Source organism: Enterobacter sp. RHBSTW-00318, from assembly GCF_014101375.1.
GTDB lineage: Bacteria > Pseudomonadota > Gammaproteobacteria > Enterobacterales > Enterobacteriaceae > Enterobacter > Enterobacter ludwigii.
Genome location: NZ_JABXQH010000001.1, coordinates 4,628,204 through 4,644,083, shown reverse-complemented (window position 1 = coordinate 4,644,083; position 15,880 = coordinate 4,628,204). Strand labels below are relative to the sequence as shown.

Here is a 15,880-nt window from a genome sequence, read left to right as displayed (position 1 = left end):
CTGTTTTTCTCAGGCCTGGTGTGTGTTGCCAGTATACGGCTTACCACCAGGCATGAAAATGGTGTACCGGACCAATACCGTGACCAACCTCGAGAGTATCGGCTTTTGCCAGCGCTTCGGAGAGCCAGATTTTAGCGTCGCGGACCGTCTCCCCCCAGTTGTCACGACGAGGGCGCAAAGCCGCCAGCGCGGCAGAGAGTGTGCAGCCGGTCCCGTGGGTGTTTTTGGTCTGTACCCGCGGGGCCGTGAAACGCAGCGCACCGTCGTGGGTAAACAACCAGTCAGGGCTTTCTTCATCATCAAGATGACCGCCTTTCATCAGCACGGCGCCGCAGCCCATCGCCAGGAGCGCATTCCCCTGCTCTTTCATTTCGCGCTCATTCTGCGCGTGCGGCGCATCCAGCAGCGCAGCGGCTTCAGGCAGATTAGGCGTGATAAGCGCAACCTGCGGCAGCAGCTTATTTCGCAGCGTCTCGACGGCGGAGGCGGACAGCAGCGGGTCACCGCTTTTTGCCAGCATCACGGTATCCAGCACCACGTTTTGCACCTGGTAACGTTTAAGCCGTTCTGCCACCGCTTCAACAATGTCGGTCTCGGCCAGCATCCCAATCTTGGTGGTGTCGATTCGCACATCGCTGAAAACCGAATCCAGCTGTGCGGCGACAAAGTCCGGCTCAATGCGGTAAACCGACTGCACGCCACGCGTATTTTGCGCCACCAGCGCGGTAATCACCGAGCAGCCGTATGCGCCGAGTGCGGAGAAAGTTTTCAAATCAGCCTGAATGCCCGCGCCGCCGCTTGGGTCGGTACCGGCAATGGTAAGGGCGTTAATCCGTTTCATACCCGTTCCTCCAGAGTGTAGAGCGCGTCGAGGAACGCGCTGGCAAAACTGCCGGGACCACCAGACCGGGCGACGGCCGCCGTTCCGGCACGTTTCATCCATCCGCAAGCGGCGGCGATGTTATCCAGCCGGTCACCGGGAAGCGAGCAGCTCGCCGCCACGACTGCCGAGAGCGCGCATCCCGTTCCCACCACGCGGGTCATTATCGGGTCACCGCCCACGACCGTGCGGGTGCGTTGCCCGTCGGTGACGTAATCCCGTGCACCGGTGACCACCACAATGGCATTCGTCTGGCGAGCCAGCGCCTGCGCGGCAGGCAGCGCAGCCGCCGCCGTGTCGGTGGTATCGACGCCGCGCCCGCCCGCACTCATCCCGGCAAGGGCGAGAATTTCCGAGGCATTGCCGCGAATGGCCGCCGGTTTCAGGGCGAGAATTTGGTGGCAAAAACGGGTGCGGAACGTCAGCGCCCCTACGGCAACCGGGTCTAGCGTCCAGGGTTTCCCTGCTGTCACTGCACTCTCAATCGCCCGGCGCATCGACTGGGCGCGCGGCGCCGTCAGCGTCCCGACGTTTATCAGCAGGGCATCTGCGAGCGCGGCAAACTGCTCGGCCTCTTCGGCTTCAATCACCATAGCCGGAGAAGCGCCAAGCGCCAGTAACACATTGGCCGTAAAGGTCTGTACCACATCGTTGGTCATACAGTGGGTAAGCGGGGAACGGGTTCGAAACTGATGTAAAACGTGTAAATCGAGCAGGTCAGGCTGCATGGTATCGCTCCTGCCGTGCGTGAAGAAGCGATGACCGGGAAGGCATCTGACTTCCCTACGCTGGCATTATCCAGATCAGGTAATACGGGTATTTCTCAGCCTTCACAAAGAAGGGCACCCCGAGTCAAATAAATCAAAATCAAAAGCTTGCGATTAACGTCCCGTTAATCCCTGTTCTGGATCATGCCAGCGGGAAGCCAAAGACACAACCCCCTCAAAAACAGCATGTGCTCCACATCGCGGCCCAAGAAGTGACCCAATAGCAAACTACAGACACAAAAAAGCCGGGTTGCCCCAGCCTCGTTTAATTGTGATCTTTCGTTGTTTCGAACCCGTAGCTATGCATGTGATGAATAAACCTGTTAGCGCTCGCCAACCCAAAAATAATCCTAAAAATAAATTAGCAAACAAAATCAACAGCATAGCGTTATCGTTTTTATCGATCATTAATTGATTATTGATCGTTATTATTGATCAATAATTTTTAAAGGTGCATTATCAGGCAGTTATCACTCAACTGGAACATAACATGCACTCTGAATTCGTTGCTGAACCCATCATGAACCTTGAAGGTAAGCTGTTAGGAGTCGAACTTCTTACGCGGTTTATCTCAGAGTCCAAACGGCCCCTTCACCCAGCGTTTGTCATTTCAGGATGGGATTTCGATCAGAAACGACTTTTTCTATACAAACAGTTTGGGGTCATAGCCAGTAAGCAGGACTGGTTCGAGCATCACGGGTTGTTCTGCTCGCTCAATGTTGACTACGATATGGCGACACTCTTAAGGCATGACGGTTTGTTACAACTAACCGTCAGTTCCATGCCATTTATCAAACTTGAAGTTTCAGAAGATTTTCCTGGTCTTGAACAAGGGCTTAAAAGCCCGATTCTGAAATCATTATGTCAGGGTGTTAACTCCCTGTGGCTGGATGATCTGGGAGCCGGAAATGCAAATGTTGCCAGCCTACTTGAGGGTTACTTCGAAGTGGCGAAGATTGACCGTCATTTCTTTAATGAACAAATTGATAAACCCACATTTCCTCTATTGATAAAAAATATAAAGCGGTACTGCGATAAGATAGTGGTGGAAGGCGTAGAAAGCAGACAGTATCTCGACCTTCTACAGGAGGTTGGTATTTGGGGAGTTCAAGGATACCTTTTCAAATCGGTCCCGTTTCACAAAGTTGAAAAATTGTTATAAAAAAGCCGGGATTAACCCGGCTCTTATGCTTTCAGTTTTTTCTTTCGCTGCTGCTCAAAGTGAGCTAATGCTGACTCCCAGCCGTAATCGTTCACGCGCTGTAGAAATGTGCTACGGGGAACATTGAAGTATCTAGCAATGGCTGACAGGTTCAGCCATTTATCGGATCGGTTATCGAGACTCATTGCCAGAAGTGGCAGCCCCTTTGAATTGAACAGTTTCATGTGCATATGTAAATCTCCTTTCCTTTGCCTCGCCTGGCAGCGGGAGCAATGCGCTCCCACAAACCGCTTTTTTATGCCGTTGGTAGCAGTGTCAGCTTACAGACCAGATCCGGCCTGAAGTTGTATGCCAGAAGGCTACTTTCTGAGTACAGGTTGCGGTTTCGAAGTTCATCAAACGCACGGTAGGCATACCAATCTTCAATATCACCAGAAGCGGAGATCTCCAGATGGCGGGCGCACGGACCAACGAAACGTCCCATTGGCAGACTTTGGTCAACCGGAGCGTTGCCGAATACAGGCACGAGGAATGCCTCGTTGCTTTTCACTCCACTAAATGCGGAATCGCTAACCTCAATCAGACGTACAGAACCCAACATAAAGGAACTAAAGCCCGGCAGAACGTCAGACGGGAACAGCACATCAGAACCAACCAGACCGTTTGAATAGACCAGGAGTTCGCGGATTTGTGGATGATATCGCACAGCACGATAGGCATCAGAGCCACACAGCAGAACCCAGCCACGCAGGTATTGAGTCAAACCACCCATCAGTGCTTTTGTGGCACTGACCTGATCGTCAATATCGCGCATCGGATCATCACTAACATCCTGATGAAGGTCAGCGGTTCGCTGGTTCAGTCCAAACTCTACAGCCCAGTCGATCTCACTCTGCTGTGTACCAAATGCATCAACCTTGTTGAAGATCAGCGTCTGCCAATAGGCGTATTCGCGGGAGCGTTCAAACTTAGCACGCATATGAATAAACTTATTGGCCTCAATCTCATCAAGAGACTGCTCAATAGTGCTGCCCGGCTTACGGTAACCTTTGAGATCTGCCGAAGTCACACGGTCAGTCACACCCGCCCAAGGCAACTCGTAGAGATATGATCCTGCTGTCGGCTTCTCGATAGTCCCCCACTCCGAACTGAAACGCATCAATGGCGCATCCACACCAATAGATGCCTCTTGGATACGATCCATACTAACTTTGTGGGAATCTGCGATCTGACGGTCTGCAAATACATTAAGGTGAGTCAGCAGTAAATTGCTCTGTGGAACCTGAGTACGGAAGACCTTGCTGTAATTAACATAATCAAATGATTTAATAGCCATTTTTGAAGTCCTTTTCTTGTTAGTTATTCTGCGATGACAACATCGTCAGAGGTCAGGCGAATGTTTCCGTTAGCGGTCAATGCTGCTAGTGCTGCATTTGTTGCTGAACCCATTACGGCGCGGATTGCTTCTGGGTACACATAAATCAGGCGGTCAGCCACGATGACAGGAACATCAGAACCTGCCTCAGCGTAGGAGAGGCACAGAAGCGCATCAGTCCCAGAGGTGTAAAGCGTTCCGGTAGAGGTCACCACGGAACCTGGTTCCACAGCCTGTGCGAGTGTCGCGAATACAATCGCTCTGCGGTCAAAATTGGCCGTTGCAGAATTCTTCACCACGTTGTTATACGTTTTTGGATAATCTTCCAGTTTCACAGTCTTGAATCTCCATTCAGGTCATCGCCAATGATGGCGTTATTATTTCTCTGGCAAATTTGCCATTGAGGGGCGAAAAGAAAGCCGCTATCAGCGACTTCGTTCACTTCGTTTTCCATACAGAAAAAGACCAAGGCGAGAATATCCCGCCTGGTGTAGGTCAGTAGTTTTCTGATGGAGAGATTTAGAAAGCATGATCGGTGGGTCACGCTTCAGGAATAAGGAGGCGACAACGCTCCAAAGAATGGGTAAGGAGACCCAAAAACGTTGCCACCTGATGCCGTTAGTGTCCGGCTGACAGCCCGCCGAGGACAGGACTTTTGGCAAATCCACCTTAGGTGGAAATCTTTTCTGATACAGCCAGCGGCAATGGCCTAACCTTACCGTGAGAGGGTGCGGATATTGGCTGTATGAGAAAAGGCCCGCACGGTGTTCACACAGGCACTTTATATTTCGTAAGGAGAAAGAATGACAACGGCTTTTGTACGCACATACAATTTAAATCATCACCCTATGCATATTATTTTAACACGAATGATTATCATTTGCAACAAATTTCACGAGAGATCTTTGATTTGTCGCTAAATTTGATATATGAGCGGCAGATTCGCCGCCCTATATATTAATTCTGCGCTACACCAAGAATCAGGTTGTTTTGGGCCTGTTCGTAGTCCCTCAGCTTTGTATCAATTAGACCGTTAATCGCACCATCATTAACGTTGATATCAAGCGGTGAGAGTTTAATCTCAGCTTCGCCAGTGACCGCAACAGGAATCGGCTGTCGTTGAACTATGCTATCAATTGTCGGAACCGTGAACGTTGGTTGCTGGGGTGTCAGATAGTTCAGGCCAGGAACATTCAACGCTAGCGCTGGATCGTTGTAAGCCGTGCCTGAGCCGATATTGCTCGAAGCGGAACTATCCAGCCACGGGTAAATCTGTTTGAGCGTTTGACCGATACTTCGAGGATCAAAGCCTGTCTTTTCCTTAATCCAATCGGCAGCACCGTTTGCTGAATCATCTACCACGCTCGTATAAACCGCATCCGGCAATGTTGCGCCTTTCTTGAGTTCTTCACCGACTCGACCAGCGAAGGAAAGAATGTTGGTGGTTAGCTCACCAAGAGCAACGCCGAGGGCATCGGAAATTGGGATCAGTCCAGTCATATTCTGACGTAGAGTGTCAGTATTGGCAGCGTACTGCCCCAGGCCTTCAACAAACGAGGCTGAGAAGTGATCCGCAAGACTTGTTTGTACTCGGTTGTACTCAGCACCCAAAGCTGCCAGCTTATCAAGGTTGGCCTGCTGTGCATCAGATAGGGTCCATCCTTCAGAAGCGAGTTGATGCATACGGGCAATAACTTCATCACCTTCCCCACTGATACCCGCCATCAAGACCGATCCGTCATCGATCGCTTCCAAAAAATGACGCATGGAATTCTCTGTCCAGCCGAATTGTTTACCCAACTGCCGCACGTAGGTAACGAAGGTCCCCATGTCCAATTTCTGAAGCTCGCCAATCACTTTTTGTGCTGTTCGCTGGTTGGTTTTGCTAAGAACTGCATTCACCAGATCGGCAAGTTCACCACCTCCGCTGAATGTTGTTACCCCTTGCTTGTTAGTTTTAAAGGAACCGGTATTCAGTAGCTCACCTGCTTTCTCGAAGTAATCCTTATTCATGGACGCATACTTATCTACGGTCAGGTCGTACCCTGTACGCTTCTGTACAACGTCATGGATAGCATTAAATTCAAGCTGGCTAATGTCATACTGCCTTAATTGCTGCGCCTCTCTGGAGCGTTCAAGACTCCCCTGGAGGGTCTGACCAACACGAGCAACTCCCATTGAGCCAATCAGGGAACCACCTGCAATTACACCAGTGGCAGCAAGGCCACCATAACCACGTTCGCTACGTTCACGGGTCAGACGTTGAGTATTGATGCGCCCTGCTCGCTCGGCTTTCGCTTTATCTTTAACAATCTGGCGGTTTAATCTTGCCTGGCGTCTGGTTTCCAGAGTCGCTTTAGCAAGTTCATGGCGCATCTCTGCAATGGTATAACGCTGCTCGGCGTAGCCTTTTGTAGCTTCTTTGATTGCCTGCACCGCTTTCATTTTGTCAGCCAGGCTAGCGCCTTCGATATGACTGATAGTTAAACTGGCACGGCGTAGAGTATCGTATGCAGTGCTCTGGCGTTTCAGACTGGCCTCTTTCTCACGCTGGCGCTTCTCTTCTAAGGCCATAGCCCTTTTGGTGGCTGCGATGTCGGCAGCAACAGCACCATGTGAGCGATTCATAGCCGCATTCTGTCTGGCTACAACATCAGGATCGTAATGTTGACCGCCCATGTTAGGGTTGTAGGTCATCGCTCGTGATCTGGCTGCGGCCTGCACTTTTGCGGATATATTGGCTAAACGGGCGTTTTGTCTCCGGATCTGTTCACTATCTGCCAATTGTTGAGCCTGCCCTCTGGCGTTAAGAGCCTGCATTTTCCGGGCGTGAGCCTCTTCCTGTTTTGCGATCTTTGCCTGGGCTTGGGCCTGGCGTTGTTGCTCTAGCGAAAGGTTTTGAGCCATTTTGAGGCGCTGTGTTTGAGCGCGGGCTGCTTCAAGAGCCGATTTACCCTCACTCTGGGCGGTTCGCTTCTGAGCTTGCTCCAGCGCTTTAGCGGGTTTGGTAGTTAATTGCTGAAGTGACAGAATTTTCTTCTTCGCTGCTTCGTAACTAGAGCGGGAAATTTCCCAGCTTACGATATTGACGGTGCTCGTCACTATCTTGTTGGTTGCTCCACTACTCATCACACCCCCTGATTGATAACGTAGCCCAGACGCTCAAGCGCGGCGCGTTGTTCAGGTGTTAGCTCATCAAGGCTTGCCTTCATCATGAGGCTGACCGGACGCAGATTAGCGCTATAACCTTGGGCCTGGTGGCACAGCGCGATCCCTTTTTCCTTTATGGTCTTTGCTTTCGGGGCTGACTTGCTGGCTGTTGCAGTCGAAGCGGTCAGATATCCCTCGATAGCATCAGCCAACACCTGATCGGCGCTTTTATTCAGATCTCCGCTCTCCGGTTCGGCAGCGGCCTGCATTGCGGAGAGAATATCGGCGCGGATGTCGTTTACGTTTTTCATTTTTATGTTTCCTGTAGAGGTCCAGGCCGTCACGAAGCCATAGAAATACGGCTACCGTTAACGGCAGAAAGGATAAATATTCAAATAGGGTCAAGTTTCCCCGGCTGGGGTATTAATAATGCAGGCGTGGTGATCGGCGTTGGGGCGCTGCCTGCTTGCGTGAAATAGTCTTCCGGTACTCAATGAACAACGGATCGTCACTAACAGGCATTCGGGATGCCATTTCCTGATCGCTTACTCCGTCACGTTGAAGAAACGTGATCACAGAAAATAGAGGTAACTGGAGGTCAGCACAGATTTTTTCGAGCATTGCACCCGAGTCAAAATATTGGCGTACAGTTCGCTTAGTTGCGTACTGACTGGTGTACTTCACCTTTCGAAACTTGGGATTCCATGTCTTAGCCAGTTCAGCTACAAACTCCGGATCAAGACGTAATAGCAAGGCAACTTTGCCGGGGGTCATGCCATGCACAAGGAGTGCCTTAGCGGTTTTAACAATATCCTCATCACGGCGGCGCTTTTTAAAAAGACGCTCTAAATCTGGTTTTTTCTGGTCAGCCAGAGAGTGGCTGTTGCCAGTTACGTTCTCACACAATTTTCCTCCAAATGTTAAAATGGGGGTTCAAACACTTCTTCCTGTGTTTCTTCACTATCTTCACAGTTGATGTGGTCCACATCAGGCCCATTAACCTGCTGCATTGCTGGCGCTGGTTCTGTTATAGGCGCGGGTACATCATCAGGCAGTAAGTGAAAAGGGAAGTATTCTGGTTTGGCTTCTTCCATGTATTCCTCGCGTGTCCGTACAGGTATACCGTCACGTTCATCTTGTGAATGTCGGGCAACCCAATACACGTACCGGAAACTCTGCAACGTACCGTCAGCATTACGATTAGGGGCAGCGCCACCGCTCAGGGAATTGATAAACTCCTCAGTAACCACACCATCTTCATCGAAGATCGTTATCTGATTCATCGCATCAGCATCAGAGGATAGGCCAACATCATCACCAGCATCCACAGGAGGTAAAGATCCGGTTTGTCCAGCAACAGGCGCGGCAGTCTCAGGGGCATCAGTAACAGGTTGCTGTTCGTCTTCATCATTCCTCTCCTCAATGATTGTTTCAATATTCCACCCAAGCGCGGCTAATTTCTCAGTCGCGATCTGAAAGGCAAATTGCATCACCTCTTCATCAGAGAGATCACGATTTGCGATAGTTTTTGCCATCACCTTGATCCCACGGTTAACTGCATGGGGATCAACTTGTCCGGACTTCTTCAGTAAGGAATTGAGCTGTGATTTTTTCAGCGGCTTAACTTGGGGTGTCACTGGTGCATCAGTCATGCGAGACACGACGATATCAATCGGCGTACAGGTGTACGTATTGCGCCAACCGTCCTTGAATGGCTCTTTACCTACTTCCAGAAGGCCCAGCGCTTGCAGTTTGTCGATCCTCTCCTGTGCTACTGAGACGGCTCGGCCCATCTCCTTAGCTATTGTTTTAATGCTCTGGTAACATTTCTTGCCCTGCGCCTCGAAGGTGTAAAAGTGATTGAACCACTGTAGATCAACAGCAGCGACACGCATTACAACTCCGGAAGGTGTAATGATGTTTTTGATACCTTTTAACGGGCTGGCGGCTTGGTCAAAATTAGGCTTAGCTTCTACTGTCTCGGTCATGTTGTTCTCCCTGTGGGTTCGTCAGTGGTTGTTCATTGCGTTTCTGAATGTGTTTCGCCAGGTTCTGGCACATGTTCCGGATCATCCTCGGAACCGGCATCCCCAAACGGTCAGATTCTTCGCGTAAAATTGCATATGTTTCATCGTCTAGTGACAGTTTCACAATCATCTCTCCTATGCGTTAGATATGCGGGTGCGCCCCTGCGATCATGGAATTGATCAGGGGTAAGGAGCCGTGTTTGCGGCGATTTCGTTTGGTGGCGTTGCTGCCAACGGAGTAAAGCTGAGAATGGTTATTCGGTTGTGGTCAGTTCGGGAATGGCTTTTCCGGTAATGCCTTCGAGTTCACCGCCAGACTCAATCATCTTAAGCAGAAGGATCTGCTCATTCATCAGACCGATGCCATGAGAGGCGTAATAGACACGCCAGGCAGAGAGCACTGGTTCAATGATTTCCATAACATCACGGCCTTTTGCCAACTCTGCTGAGTATGGTTTAAGAATATCCCGGATGATTTTTGCGTCTTTTGCTTGCTGTCGCAGGCGTTTGATGATGTTCAGTGCTTCGCGAGTAGCTGGATAGAGCTTATCAGCTTTCTTGGCTCCGCCCATACGAGTGCGGAAAGCGTGAAGGTTTTGAGCTGTGGTAATTTTTGCATCGATTGCAGCGACAATCTCTGAGGAAGTGGCGTTCGAGAAATCGAACAGAACAGGCTTCGCCATGTATCTCTCCTATTTAAGTTATTGTTTAGTCATAAAAATCATCTCAATTGATAATATACAGTTTACAGTAAATGAGAATGATTGTCAATACAATTCTCATTATTTACATATAATAGTGGCTGTGTTTTATGTCAACACCCCGCCACCATATACATGTCCATTTCCTTTGTCAAGTACCACCATCACAAAACGCTCTCAGACGCTTCAGATTCAACGCTGTAAGCGAAGCGGTACAAAGTGACCAGCAACAGGAGAAAGACGCCCTGAACGCGACAGGGAGCGTTACAGGACCGCTGTGCATCATGGCATCGCCACAGAATCAGAGGGCCGTTATCGCCTTGCGAGATTGAGGGGGGAGCGCCGCCCCTCCAAGGGGGGAGTTACGTCGCGTTTAAAGCTCCTGACTGCATCGCAGTCGTTCACATTGAACTGACGCGCTTGCGCTTGTCTTCCACACAGAGCGTAAACAGGCTGGCCTGTTCACTTAACATCAACACCAACAATAAAATAGACGCATGTCTATTCCTGCCTTTGACCTTAAGGTCTTAGGTCTTGGGGTTAGATCTTGTGAAAGATTTTGTAAGGATCTCGTACGGGTCTAGTTGTTACTGGTAATAACCAGTATTACCCCCCCTGTTATAACCGGTGTACCTTCTCGGTAATAACCGGTAAACCCTTTCTGTTATAACCAGTATACCCCCGTAGCAGTAACACTCTCTCCGATGACTCGCCATCGCAACGCTTGGAATAAATAGCCTGAAATACGCCTTTAAAGGACCATATGTCACTGTTAATACAACCTCGTTTCACTGGCTCGCCTGTGGGATGTGCTGATCGTTATGGTGTAAGGTATACAACGAAGCCAGTAATGGCACGGCCTCGGCAGATCTGTCACTCGTGGTGTGGCTAAACACAATCACCGATCCGCCCTTCCATACCGAAAAAATAATTTCTCGTGCAAAAACAATAAAAAACCTCCATTTCTGGGCCTGTGAGAGCCTCTCAGTGGGGCGCTGTGCTATCGGTGGGTCAGTTTACAATTGTGTTGAGATGACGCGCTGTAGCGCTTCTGGTGGAGCATACGGGGCTATTGGTGGGACTGCTTGCGCTGGTGTGGGAAAAGGTACGTATCCGTGACCTGCTGGGCGGAAGAATTTCGCCTGTTGGAGGCTGACGTAGTGGCCTGCTGGCAGGTATAAGAACTCACATCTAACTTACACAATGTACATGTGTAACTTAGCAAGCCATTGATTCTTATGAGTTGTGTTGTGGATGAACATCAAAGAAGCGTCTACACGCTGTCTTATGCACCATCTATGCACGTTCTATGCACCTGCGCTGTGTGTGCAAAGAGTCACCCGCGATATTTTGAAATGATGTTTCATTTTTATTGAACCATCATGGAGGGGGGTTCAGCACATCAGCCCATGTGCTGGGAGTCCGTAACCGGATGAAGCCACGCTTCACAGCCAAAGGCTGCTAGGGATATTTTCCGACTCTGGAACCTGAAGAGTAACCCCAACTTTCGTTTTCCACCGCGTGGGAGTTGGTGTAATAACATATAAAAAACCCTTTACAATGATAATTTTATGATCAATATTTGCTTTGTAACTTACTTAATGAGATAGCAATAGGGGAATTGTATGAAGAAGGTCGAACCGGTAAGAGACAAAGAGAAGATCGCAGAGGTTGAAAGACTGCTGCGTCAGCATAACAGCAGCGCTATCTACGGTGATTTGTGGGTGTTCCTGAATCAGACAGCGGCGCGTATTGGTGACGCTCTCAAGTTGCGTTATGCCGACTTTAATCACATCGAAGGGAACGTGTTGAACCTAAAGGAACAGAAGACAGGGAAAATCCGCTCGATCATGCTGACTGCCAAAGCGCTTGAACTGGTTGCACAACGTCGTGCTGACAATCCCGGTCATGAATACCTGTTCGAAGTGGACAGCAACCGGGCCAAAGGAAAACCGATCAGCCGGGTGACGGTCTCAGCCAAATTCAAAGAAGCCGGGGATATGCTCAATTTGCACATTGCGGCGCACAGTCCACGTAAGAACCTTGGCTATCACGCCATAAAACGTGGGGTAAGTCTGCCGACGCTCACGAAGCTGTACGGGCATTCATCGCAGGCGGTCACGCTGGCGTATTGTGGGATCATGGATAAGGATGTTGAAGAAGTATTCCAGACCATCGACTATTAAGGACTGTTGATGTTAACTATATGTTGCACGCAACTATCAAAACCACTGGCACATTCATTATTCTTATAAAGATTGCGCGATATCATGTTGCGCAATTCTGCCCTCCCGTTGAAGAAATCAGCACTCGATCAAATTTTGATTTTTTTTTCTTAATCATTGACATGTCTTCCAGGCCTTATGCTGTGTAGGGTTTTGCATTTTTACCCTTTCACAACCTCAATTTAACGTCAAAATCAACCCTTGTGCAGAAAAGAATCATCACTAGAATATCGACTATGTGGGGCCGCTATTGATTGACCACCCCCACATGTAGTGCCGCGCCTGAATTTTAGGCGTAAAAAAACCGGATTCATTTGCATGAACCCGGCTTACAAAGCATGACCAATACGAGTCGCCAAACTCGTATGAATCTTAGCCTTGCCTTCATTTTTCACGGCTTGATTGTGCCAGGCAAAGAGGATCATGTAAACCATAAAATGACGCTCATAAGGAGCAATGCATGACTATTTGTAAACAATCACACCGTTACAACACTCTTTTCATTAGCTTACCTCACGATCAAGGTGGTGAGGGTCGCCATAAATGTTGTGGCTGCGCTTACGATCAGGGTTACCGCGCTGGCTTGGCTCGCACAGGTCAGGTTTGGGTAGACTTAGCCGCCTTACCTGATAGCCAGGCGGGTACCGTTCGCCACAAAAGTCCTCAAGCAGCGTTTGCTGATGGTTATCGTGATGGTGTGCGTGAATCCTACCGTCACGCTGGTTAATGTTGAATGAAGGGGCTTATGGCCCCTTCCTCTTTTAAGGGATAAAAATGGATAAACGTTACCAGGTTTTCGTAAGTTCAACTTTTACAGATTTAGAAGAAGAACGAAAACACGTCATACAAACTCTGATGGAAATGGATTGCATTCCAGCAGGCATGGAGTTGTTCCCAGCAATCGATGAAGGCCAATGGGAGTTCATAAAAAAAGTAATCGATGACTGTGATTATTATCTGTTGATCATTGGTGGTCGTTATGGCTCTGTCGCGGAAGATGGTTTAAGTTACACCGAAAAGGAATTTGATTACGCAGTTTCAAAAGGTTTACGCGTCGTTGTTTTGGTACATGAGAATCCGGAAAATCTACCTTTAGCCAAATCAGAAAAAGATTCTGAACTCAGAGAGAAGCTAGCTGCATTCATAGAGAAGGCCTCAACCAATCGTCTCAGGAAAACATGGGCAACAGCCAAAGATTTACCCGGGTTGGTTGCTTTAAGTATGAGTAAAACGATGAAAACTTATCCTGCAATCGGATGGGTAAGAGCCAACCTAACGTCTTCTGAAACTGATTTACGTGCTATGGTTGATTTACAAAAAGAGAATGAATGGTTAAAAAGTGAACTAGCCAAGGCCACAAGTAATCTTAGTCAAACACTTGATCTGGATCTGGCTGACTTTGATGATGATTTTGAATTTAGATGTGAGTCCACCTTTCCTCGAATCGGGTATGATCCCGGTGGAACAAAACACTGGTCCGTGAAAATGAAATGGAAGGATATTTTTCACTCAATATCCCCCTATCTCACTCAATATTATACTGAATCAAGCGTATCATACACAATTGCCAAAAGCGCTCAAAAGGTCGCAGGCAAGGGAGGCACATCAGCAAAAGTGTCTTCTCAAGACCTTAAAACGATAGGAGTGCAATTTAGGGCATATGGTTTGATAAAAATTGAATATTTAAAAACCACCAATGGCAGCATGAATACTTTCTGGTCATTAACCGAAGCTGGCCAGATTGAAATGTTGAAAACCAGAACGATAAAAAAGCAAAGCCAAGTCACTTCCGAATAGCTAGTTTTGATTTCGCCCCATTACGGGGCGAATGATACCCAAAACTTACTAAAGGAAATATTTCTAGTGCTTTTCTTTTATTAATAAACAGCTATTCCCACCCCAACCCATCAATCACATAACAGATCGTTGATAAAGGGAACGTGTGTAGGTAGCGTCTAGTGATCCCTGAGCCGCTTTTCTCATGGCCTACCACCTGTTGCAGGTGTGCCAGATTACCAACCCAGCCAGCTAAACAGGTTGAAATCATGGTATGCCGGAAACTGTGAACTAGCCGCCGCTGCCCATAATCATCAAGGTACGGAATACCAAGTTGATCGCGGACATCGGCTAAAACTTTGCCGATCTTCGGCATGTTCTTACCCGACACAGGCGAGAAGATTTTCTCTTTCCATTGGCGATTTACAAAATCGAGGAACCCCCACTCGATCAGTTTGGGATGGATCGCCACCTGCCTTGTAGCGTTCTCGGTTTTACCCTGCCCTCCTTCCGCGATCAGGAGATAGTGCCGCTGGCTATCTTCATCAAATTTGATCTGTGATTTCTCCAGCTTGGCGATCTCCCCTCTCCTGGCTCCCGTATACGCCAACAAAAGAGTGATCCATTTTTGCCAGCCATCAGGCTGCTTGAGCGCCCACCCTACAAACTTTCTCATTTCTGCTGCACTGTAAGCTCCAAACCTCGCTTTCGACGGTGCGGCGACTACACCATCAGTCGGTGATTTCTCCAGAATATCTTTATTGTCAGTCAGGAAGGTTTTGAACAGCGATTTGTAAATCTTCAAATGCTTGTGGATAGACTCAGCGCCAACCAAATCTTCTGGCGGAACATCATCACACTCGATCAGTTGCTGAACCGTCATTGACCGATAAGGCTGCACAACACGCTTTGGCAAGTTTTCAACAACTTCCATCACCTGCTTGATGTCCTGTTTGGTGATCGTCATTACATCTGTTGATGCACCAAGGACAATGAACATGACTTCCATAAAGCGCTCATTGGCCTGTGAAATTGCCTTCGTCCAGTTTTGGGCTTTCTCCTTTTTGTACATATTCCAAGCGCCAGCCAGTGTTAACACATCCTTTGGTTGTGCTTCCGTTTGTTCTTCCTCATCTCCCAAAGGAGTGACGACCTCGCGGTATTCCTGAGCAACTATCGGCTGAATATTGCACTGCTCATCATTCAGAAATTGGTGCGCCAGCCATTGTTCATTCTGCTGCTTCAGGCTATTGCCATATTCAGAAAGACGCTTACCGAAGTGACCCGGCTGGATGGTTCCCCGTTGAACCAGAGGAATTACAGGAGATGCAAAGGACATAAGCAACTGCGCCTGGGTGTGGCTGTCAGTCTCTAGCGACTTGCGGAAATATTTATTACCGGGCAGGCGGAAACGAACGTAATAAATCCCGTTACGTGTGATGGTGTGACGTATGGTTTTGTGGCCCATTCTGAAAGCCTCATTGAGTAATGAACTATCAAAACAGGACGTTGAAGCTAGAAATTTCTTTTTATTTTCAATGGATAACAGCCAGACTACGCTGGCATTATCCAGATCAGGTAATACGGGTATTTCTCAGCCTTCATTTAAGAAGGGCACCCCGAGTCATTGGTAAGAATTCACTTACATTTGGCAGATTAGGGGAAGAGTACCAGTGATGCAAGACCTGTTGATTTCTCGCTTTCACGATTTTGTTATACCAATCAGATGTAATGAGAAGCCTGTAACCGCTATGTCCGGGAATAAAAACAACCTGTCGTGACCCCGGTATTTTGCAGGTAATGTCGAGATAATACGC

General features: G+C 48.6%; 14 protein-coding genes and 2 riboswitches. Of the genes, 3 read left to right on the top strand and 11 right to left on the bottom strand.

Annotation, left to right across the window (positions count from 1 at the left end; genetic code table 11):
- Positions 1-40 precede the first annotated feature (40 nt).
- Positions 41-841, bottom strand: coding sequence for a bifunctional hydroxymethylpyrimidine kinase/phosphomethylpyrimidine kinase (thiD, locus tag HV157_RS22825; protein WP_182268962.1), 801 nt, complete (start codon positions 839-841; stop codon positions 41-43).
- Positions 838-1,608: a hydroxyethylthiazole kinase gene (gene thiM, locus HV157_RS22820; RefSeq protein WP_182268961.1), complete on the bottom strand. Its 771-nt coding sequence runs from the start codon at positions 1,606-1,608 to the stop codon at positions 838-840. Before thiM ends, thiD begins: the two co-directional genes overlap by 4 nt.
- Before the next feature lie 35 nt (positions 1,609-1,643).
- A riboswitch (TPP riboswitch) is annotated at positions 1,644-1,740 on the bottom strand.
- A 397-nt stretch (positions 1,741-2,137) separates the two neighbouring features.
- On the opposite strand from thiM, the gene HV157_RS22815 reads away from it, so the two are divergent.
- A complete protein-coding gene (locus HV157_RS22815; RefSeq protein WP_062932794.1) occupies positions 2,138-2,809 on the top strand; it encodes an EAL domain-containing protein in 672 nt (223 codons plus the stop codon).
- A gap of 23 nt (positions 2,810-2,832) precedes the next feature.
- Here the strand turns inward: HV157_RS22815 and HV157_RS22810 are convergent, their stop codons facing one another.
- The 8 genes from HV157_RS22810 to HV157_RS22775 all read right to left on the bottom strand — a co-directional run bounded on the left by HV157_RS22810 (position 2,833) and on the right by HV157_RS22775 (position 10,044).
- Positions 2,833-3,039, bottom strand: coding sequence for a hypothetical protein (locus HV157_RS22810; protein WP_062932793.1), 207 nt, complete (start codon positions 3,037-3,039; stop codon positions 2,833-2,835).
- 65 nt (positions 3,040-3,104) lie between these two features.
- Positions 3,105-4,145 (bottom strand): major capsid protein, encoded by a 1,041-nt coding sequence (locus HV157_RS22805; protein ID WP_062932792.1) that lies wholly within the window; start codon positions 4,143-4,145, stop codon positions 3,105-3,107.
- A 23-nt stretch (positions 4,146-4,168) separates the two neighbouring features.
- Positions 4,169-4,519 (bottom strand): hypothetical protein, encoded by a 351-nt coding sequence (locus HV157_RS22800; protein ID WP_047719261.1) that lies wholly within the window; start codon positions 4,517-4,519, stop codon positions 4,169-4,171.
- 622 nt (positions 4,520-5,141) lie between these two features.
- Entirely contained in the window at positions 5,142-7,313 is a 2,172-nt protein-coding gene (locus HV157_RS22795) for a hypothetical protein (protein WP_062932791.1), read from the bottom strand.
- Positions 7,313-7,645 (bottom strand): hypothetical protein, encoded by a 333-nt coding sequence (locus tag HV157_RS22790; RefSeq protein ID WP_062932790.1) that lies wholly within the window; start codon positions 7,643-7,645, stop codon positions 7,313-7,315. The genes HV157_RS22795 and HV157_RS22790 overlap by 1 nt, the downstream gene beginning before the upstream one ends.
- Before the next feature lie 112 nt (positions 7,646-7,757).
- Positions 7,758-8,240 carry a hypothetical protein gene (locus tag HV157_RS22785; protein ID WP_062932789.1) on the bottom strand — a complete coding sequence of 161 codons (483 nt, stop codon included), beginning with the start codon at positions 8,238-8,240 and terminating at the stop codon, positions 7,758-7,760.
- 14 nt (positions 8,241-8,254) lie between these two features.
- The gene (locus tag HV157_RS22780; protein ID WP_062932788.1) at positions 8,255-9,322 is read right to left on the bottom strand and encodes a hypothetical protein; all 1,068 of its coding nucleotides are present in this window, start codon (positions 9,320-9,322) and stop codon (positions 8,255-8,257) included.
- Positions 9,323-9,615: 293 nt separating this feature from the next.
- Positions 9,616-10,044 carry a hypothetical protein gene (locus tag HV157_RS22775; protein ID WP_062932787.1) on the bottom strand — a complete coding sequence of 143 codons (429 nt, stop codon included), beginning with the start codon at positions 10,042-10,044 and terminating at the stop codon, positions 9,616-9,618.
- 1,643 nt (positions 10,045-11,687) lie between these two features.
- On the opposite strand from HV157_RS22775, the gene HV157_RS22770 reads away from it, so the two are divergent.
- On the top strand, positions 11,688-12,248 hold the full coding sequence (locus tag HV157_RS22770) for a tyrosine-type recombinase/integrase (protein ID WP_062932786.1): 561 nt from the start codon (positions 11,688-11,690) through the stop codon (positions 12,246-12,248).
- An 813-nt stretch (positions 12,249-13,061) separates the two neighbouring features.
- Positions 13,062-14,084, top strand: coding sequence for a DUF4062 domain-containing protein (locus HV157_RS22765; protein WP_061354403.1), 1,023 nt, complete (start codon positions 13,062-13,064; stop codon positions 14,082-14,084).
- A gap of 91 nt (positions 14,085-14,175) precedes the next feature.
- On the opposite strand, the gene HV157_RS22760 is transcribed toward HV157_RS22765, so the two are convergent.
- Positions 14,176-15,531: a tyrosine-type recombinase/integrase gene (locus tag HV157_RS22760; protein ID WP_062932785.1), complete on the bottom strand. Its 1,356-nt coding sequence runs from the start codon at positions 15,529-15,531 to the stop codon at positions 14,176-14,178.
- A gap of 63 nt (positions 15,532-15,594) precedes the next feature.
- Positions 15,595-15,695, bottom strand: a riboswitch (TPP riboswitch).
- Positions 15,696-15,880 lie beyond the last annotated feature (185 nt).

Coding starts and splice junctions, on each gene's coding strand:
- thiD (WP_182268962.1), bottom strand. CDS start 841: ATGAAACGGATTAACGCCCTTACCATTGCCGGTACCGACCCAAGCGGC.
- thiM (WP_182268961.1), bottom strand. CDS start 1,608: ATGCAGCCTGACCTGCTCGATTTACACGTTTTACATCAGTTTCGAACC.
- HV157_RS22815 (WP_062932794.1), top strand. CDS start 2,138: ATGCACTCTGAATTCGTTGCTGAACCCATCATGAACCTTGAAGGTAAG.
- HV157_RS22810 (WP_062932793.1), bottom strand. CDS start 3,039: ATGCACATGAAACTGTTCAATTCAAAGGGGCTGCCACTTCTGGCAATG.
- HV157_RS22805 (WP_062932792.1), bottom strand. CDS start 4,145: ATGGCTATTAAATCATTTGATTATGTTAATTACAGCAAGGTCTTCCGT.
- HV157_RS22795 (WP_062932791.1), bottom strand. CDS start 7,313: ATGAGTAGTGGAGCAACCAACAAGATAGTGACGAGCACCGTCAATATC.
- HV157_RS22790 (WP_062932790.1), bottom strand. CDS start 7,645: ATGAAAAACGTAAACGACATCCGCGCCGATATTCTCTCCGCAATGCAG.
- HV157_RS22780 (WP_062932788.1), bottom strand. CDS start 9,322: ATGACCGAGACAGTAGAAGCTAAGCCTAATTTTGACCAAGCCGCCAGC.
- HV157_RS22775 (WP_062932787.1), bottom strand. CDS start 10,044: ATGGCGAAGCCTGTTCTGTTCGATTTCTCGAACGCCACTTCCTCAGAG.
- HV157_RS22770 (WP_062932786.1), top strand. CDS start 11,688: ATGAAGAAGGTCGAACCGGTAAGAGACAAAGAGAAGATCGCAGAGGTT.
- HV157_RS22765 (WP_061354403.1), top strand. CDS start 13,062: ATGGATAAACGTTACCAGGTTTTCGTAAGTTCAACTTTTACAGATTTA.
- HV157_RS22760 (WP_062932785.1), bottom strand. CDS start 15,531: ATGGGCCACAAAACCATACGTCACACCATCACACGTAACGGGATTTAT.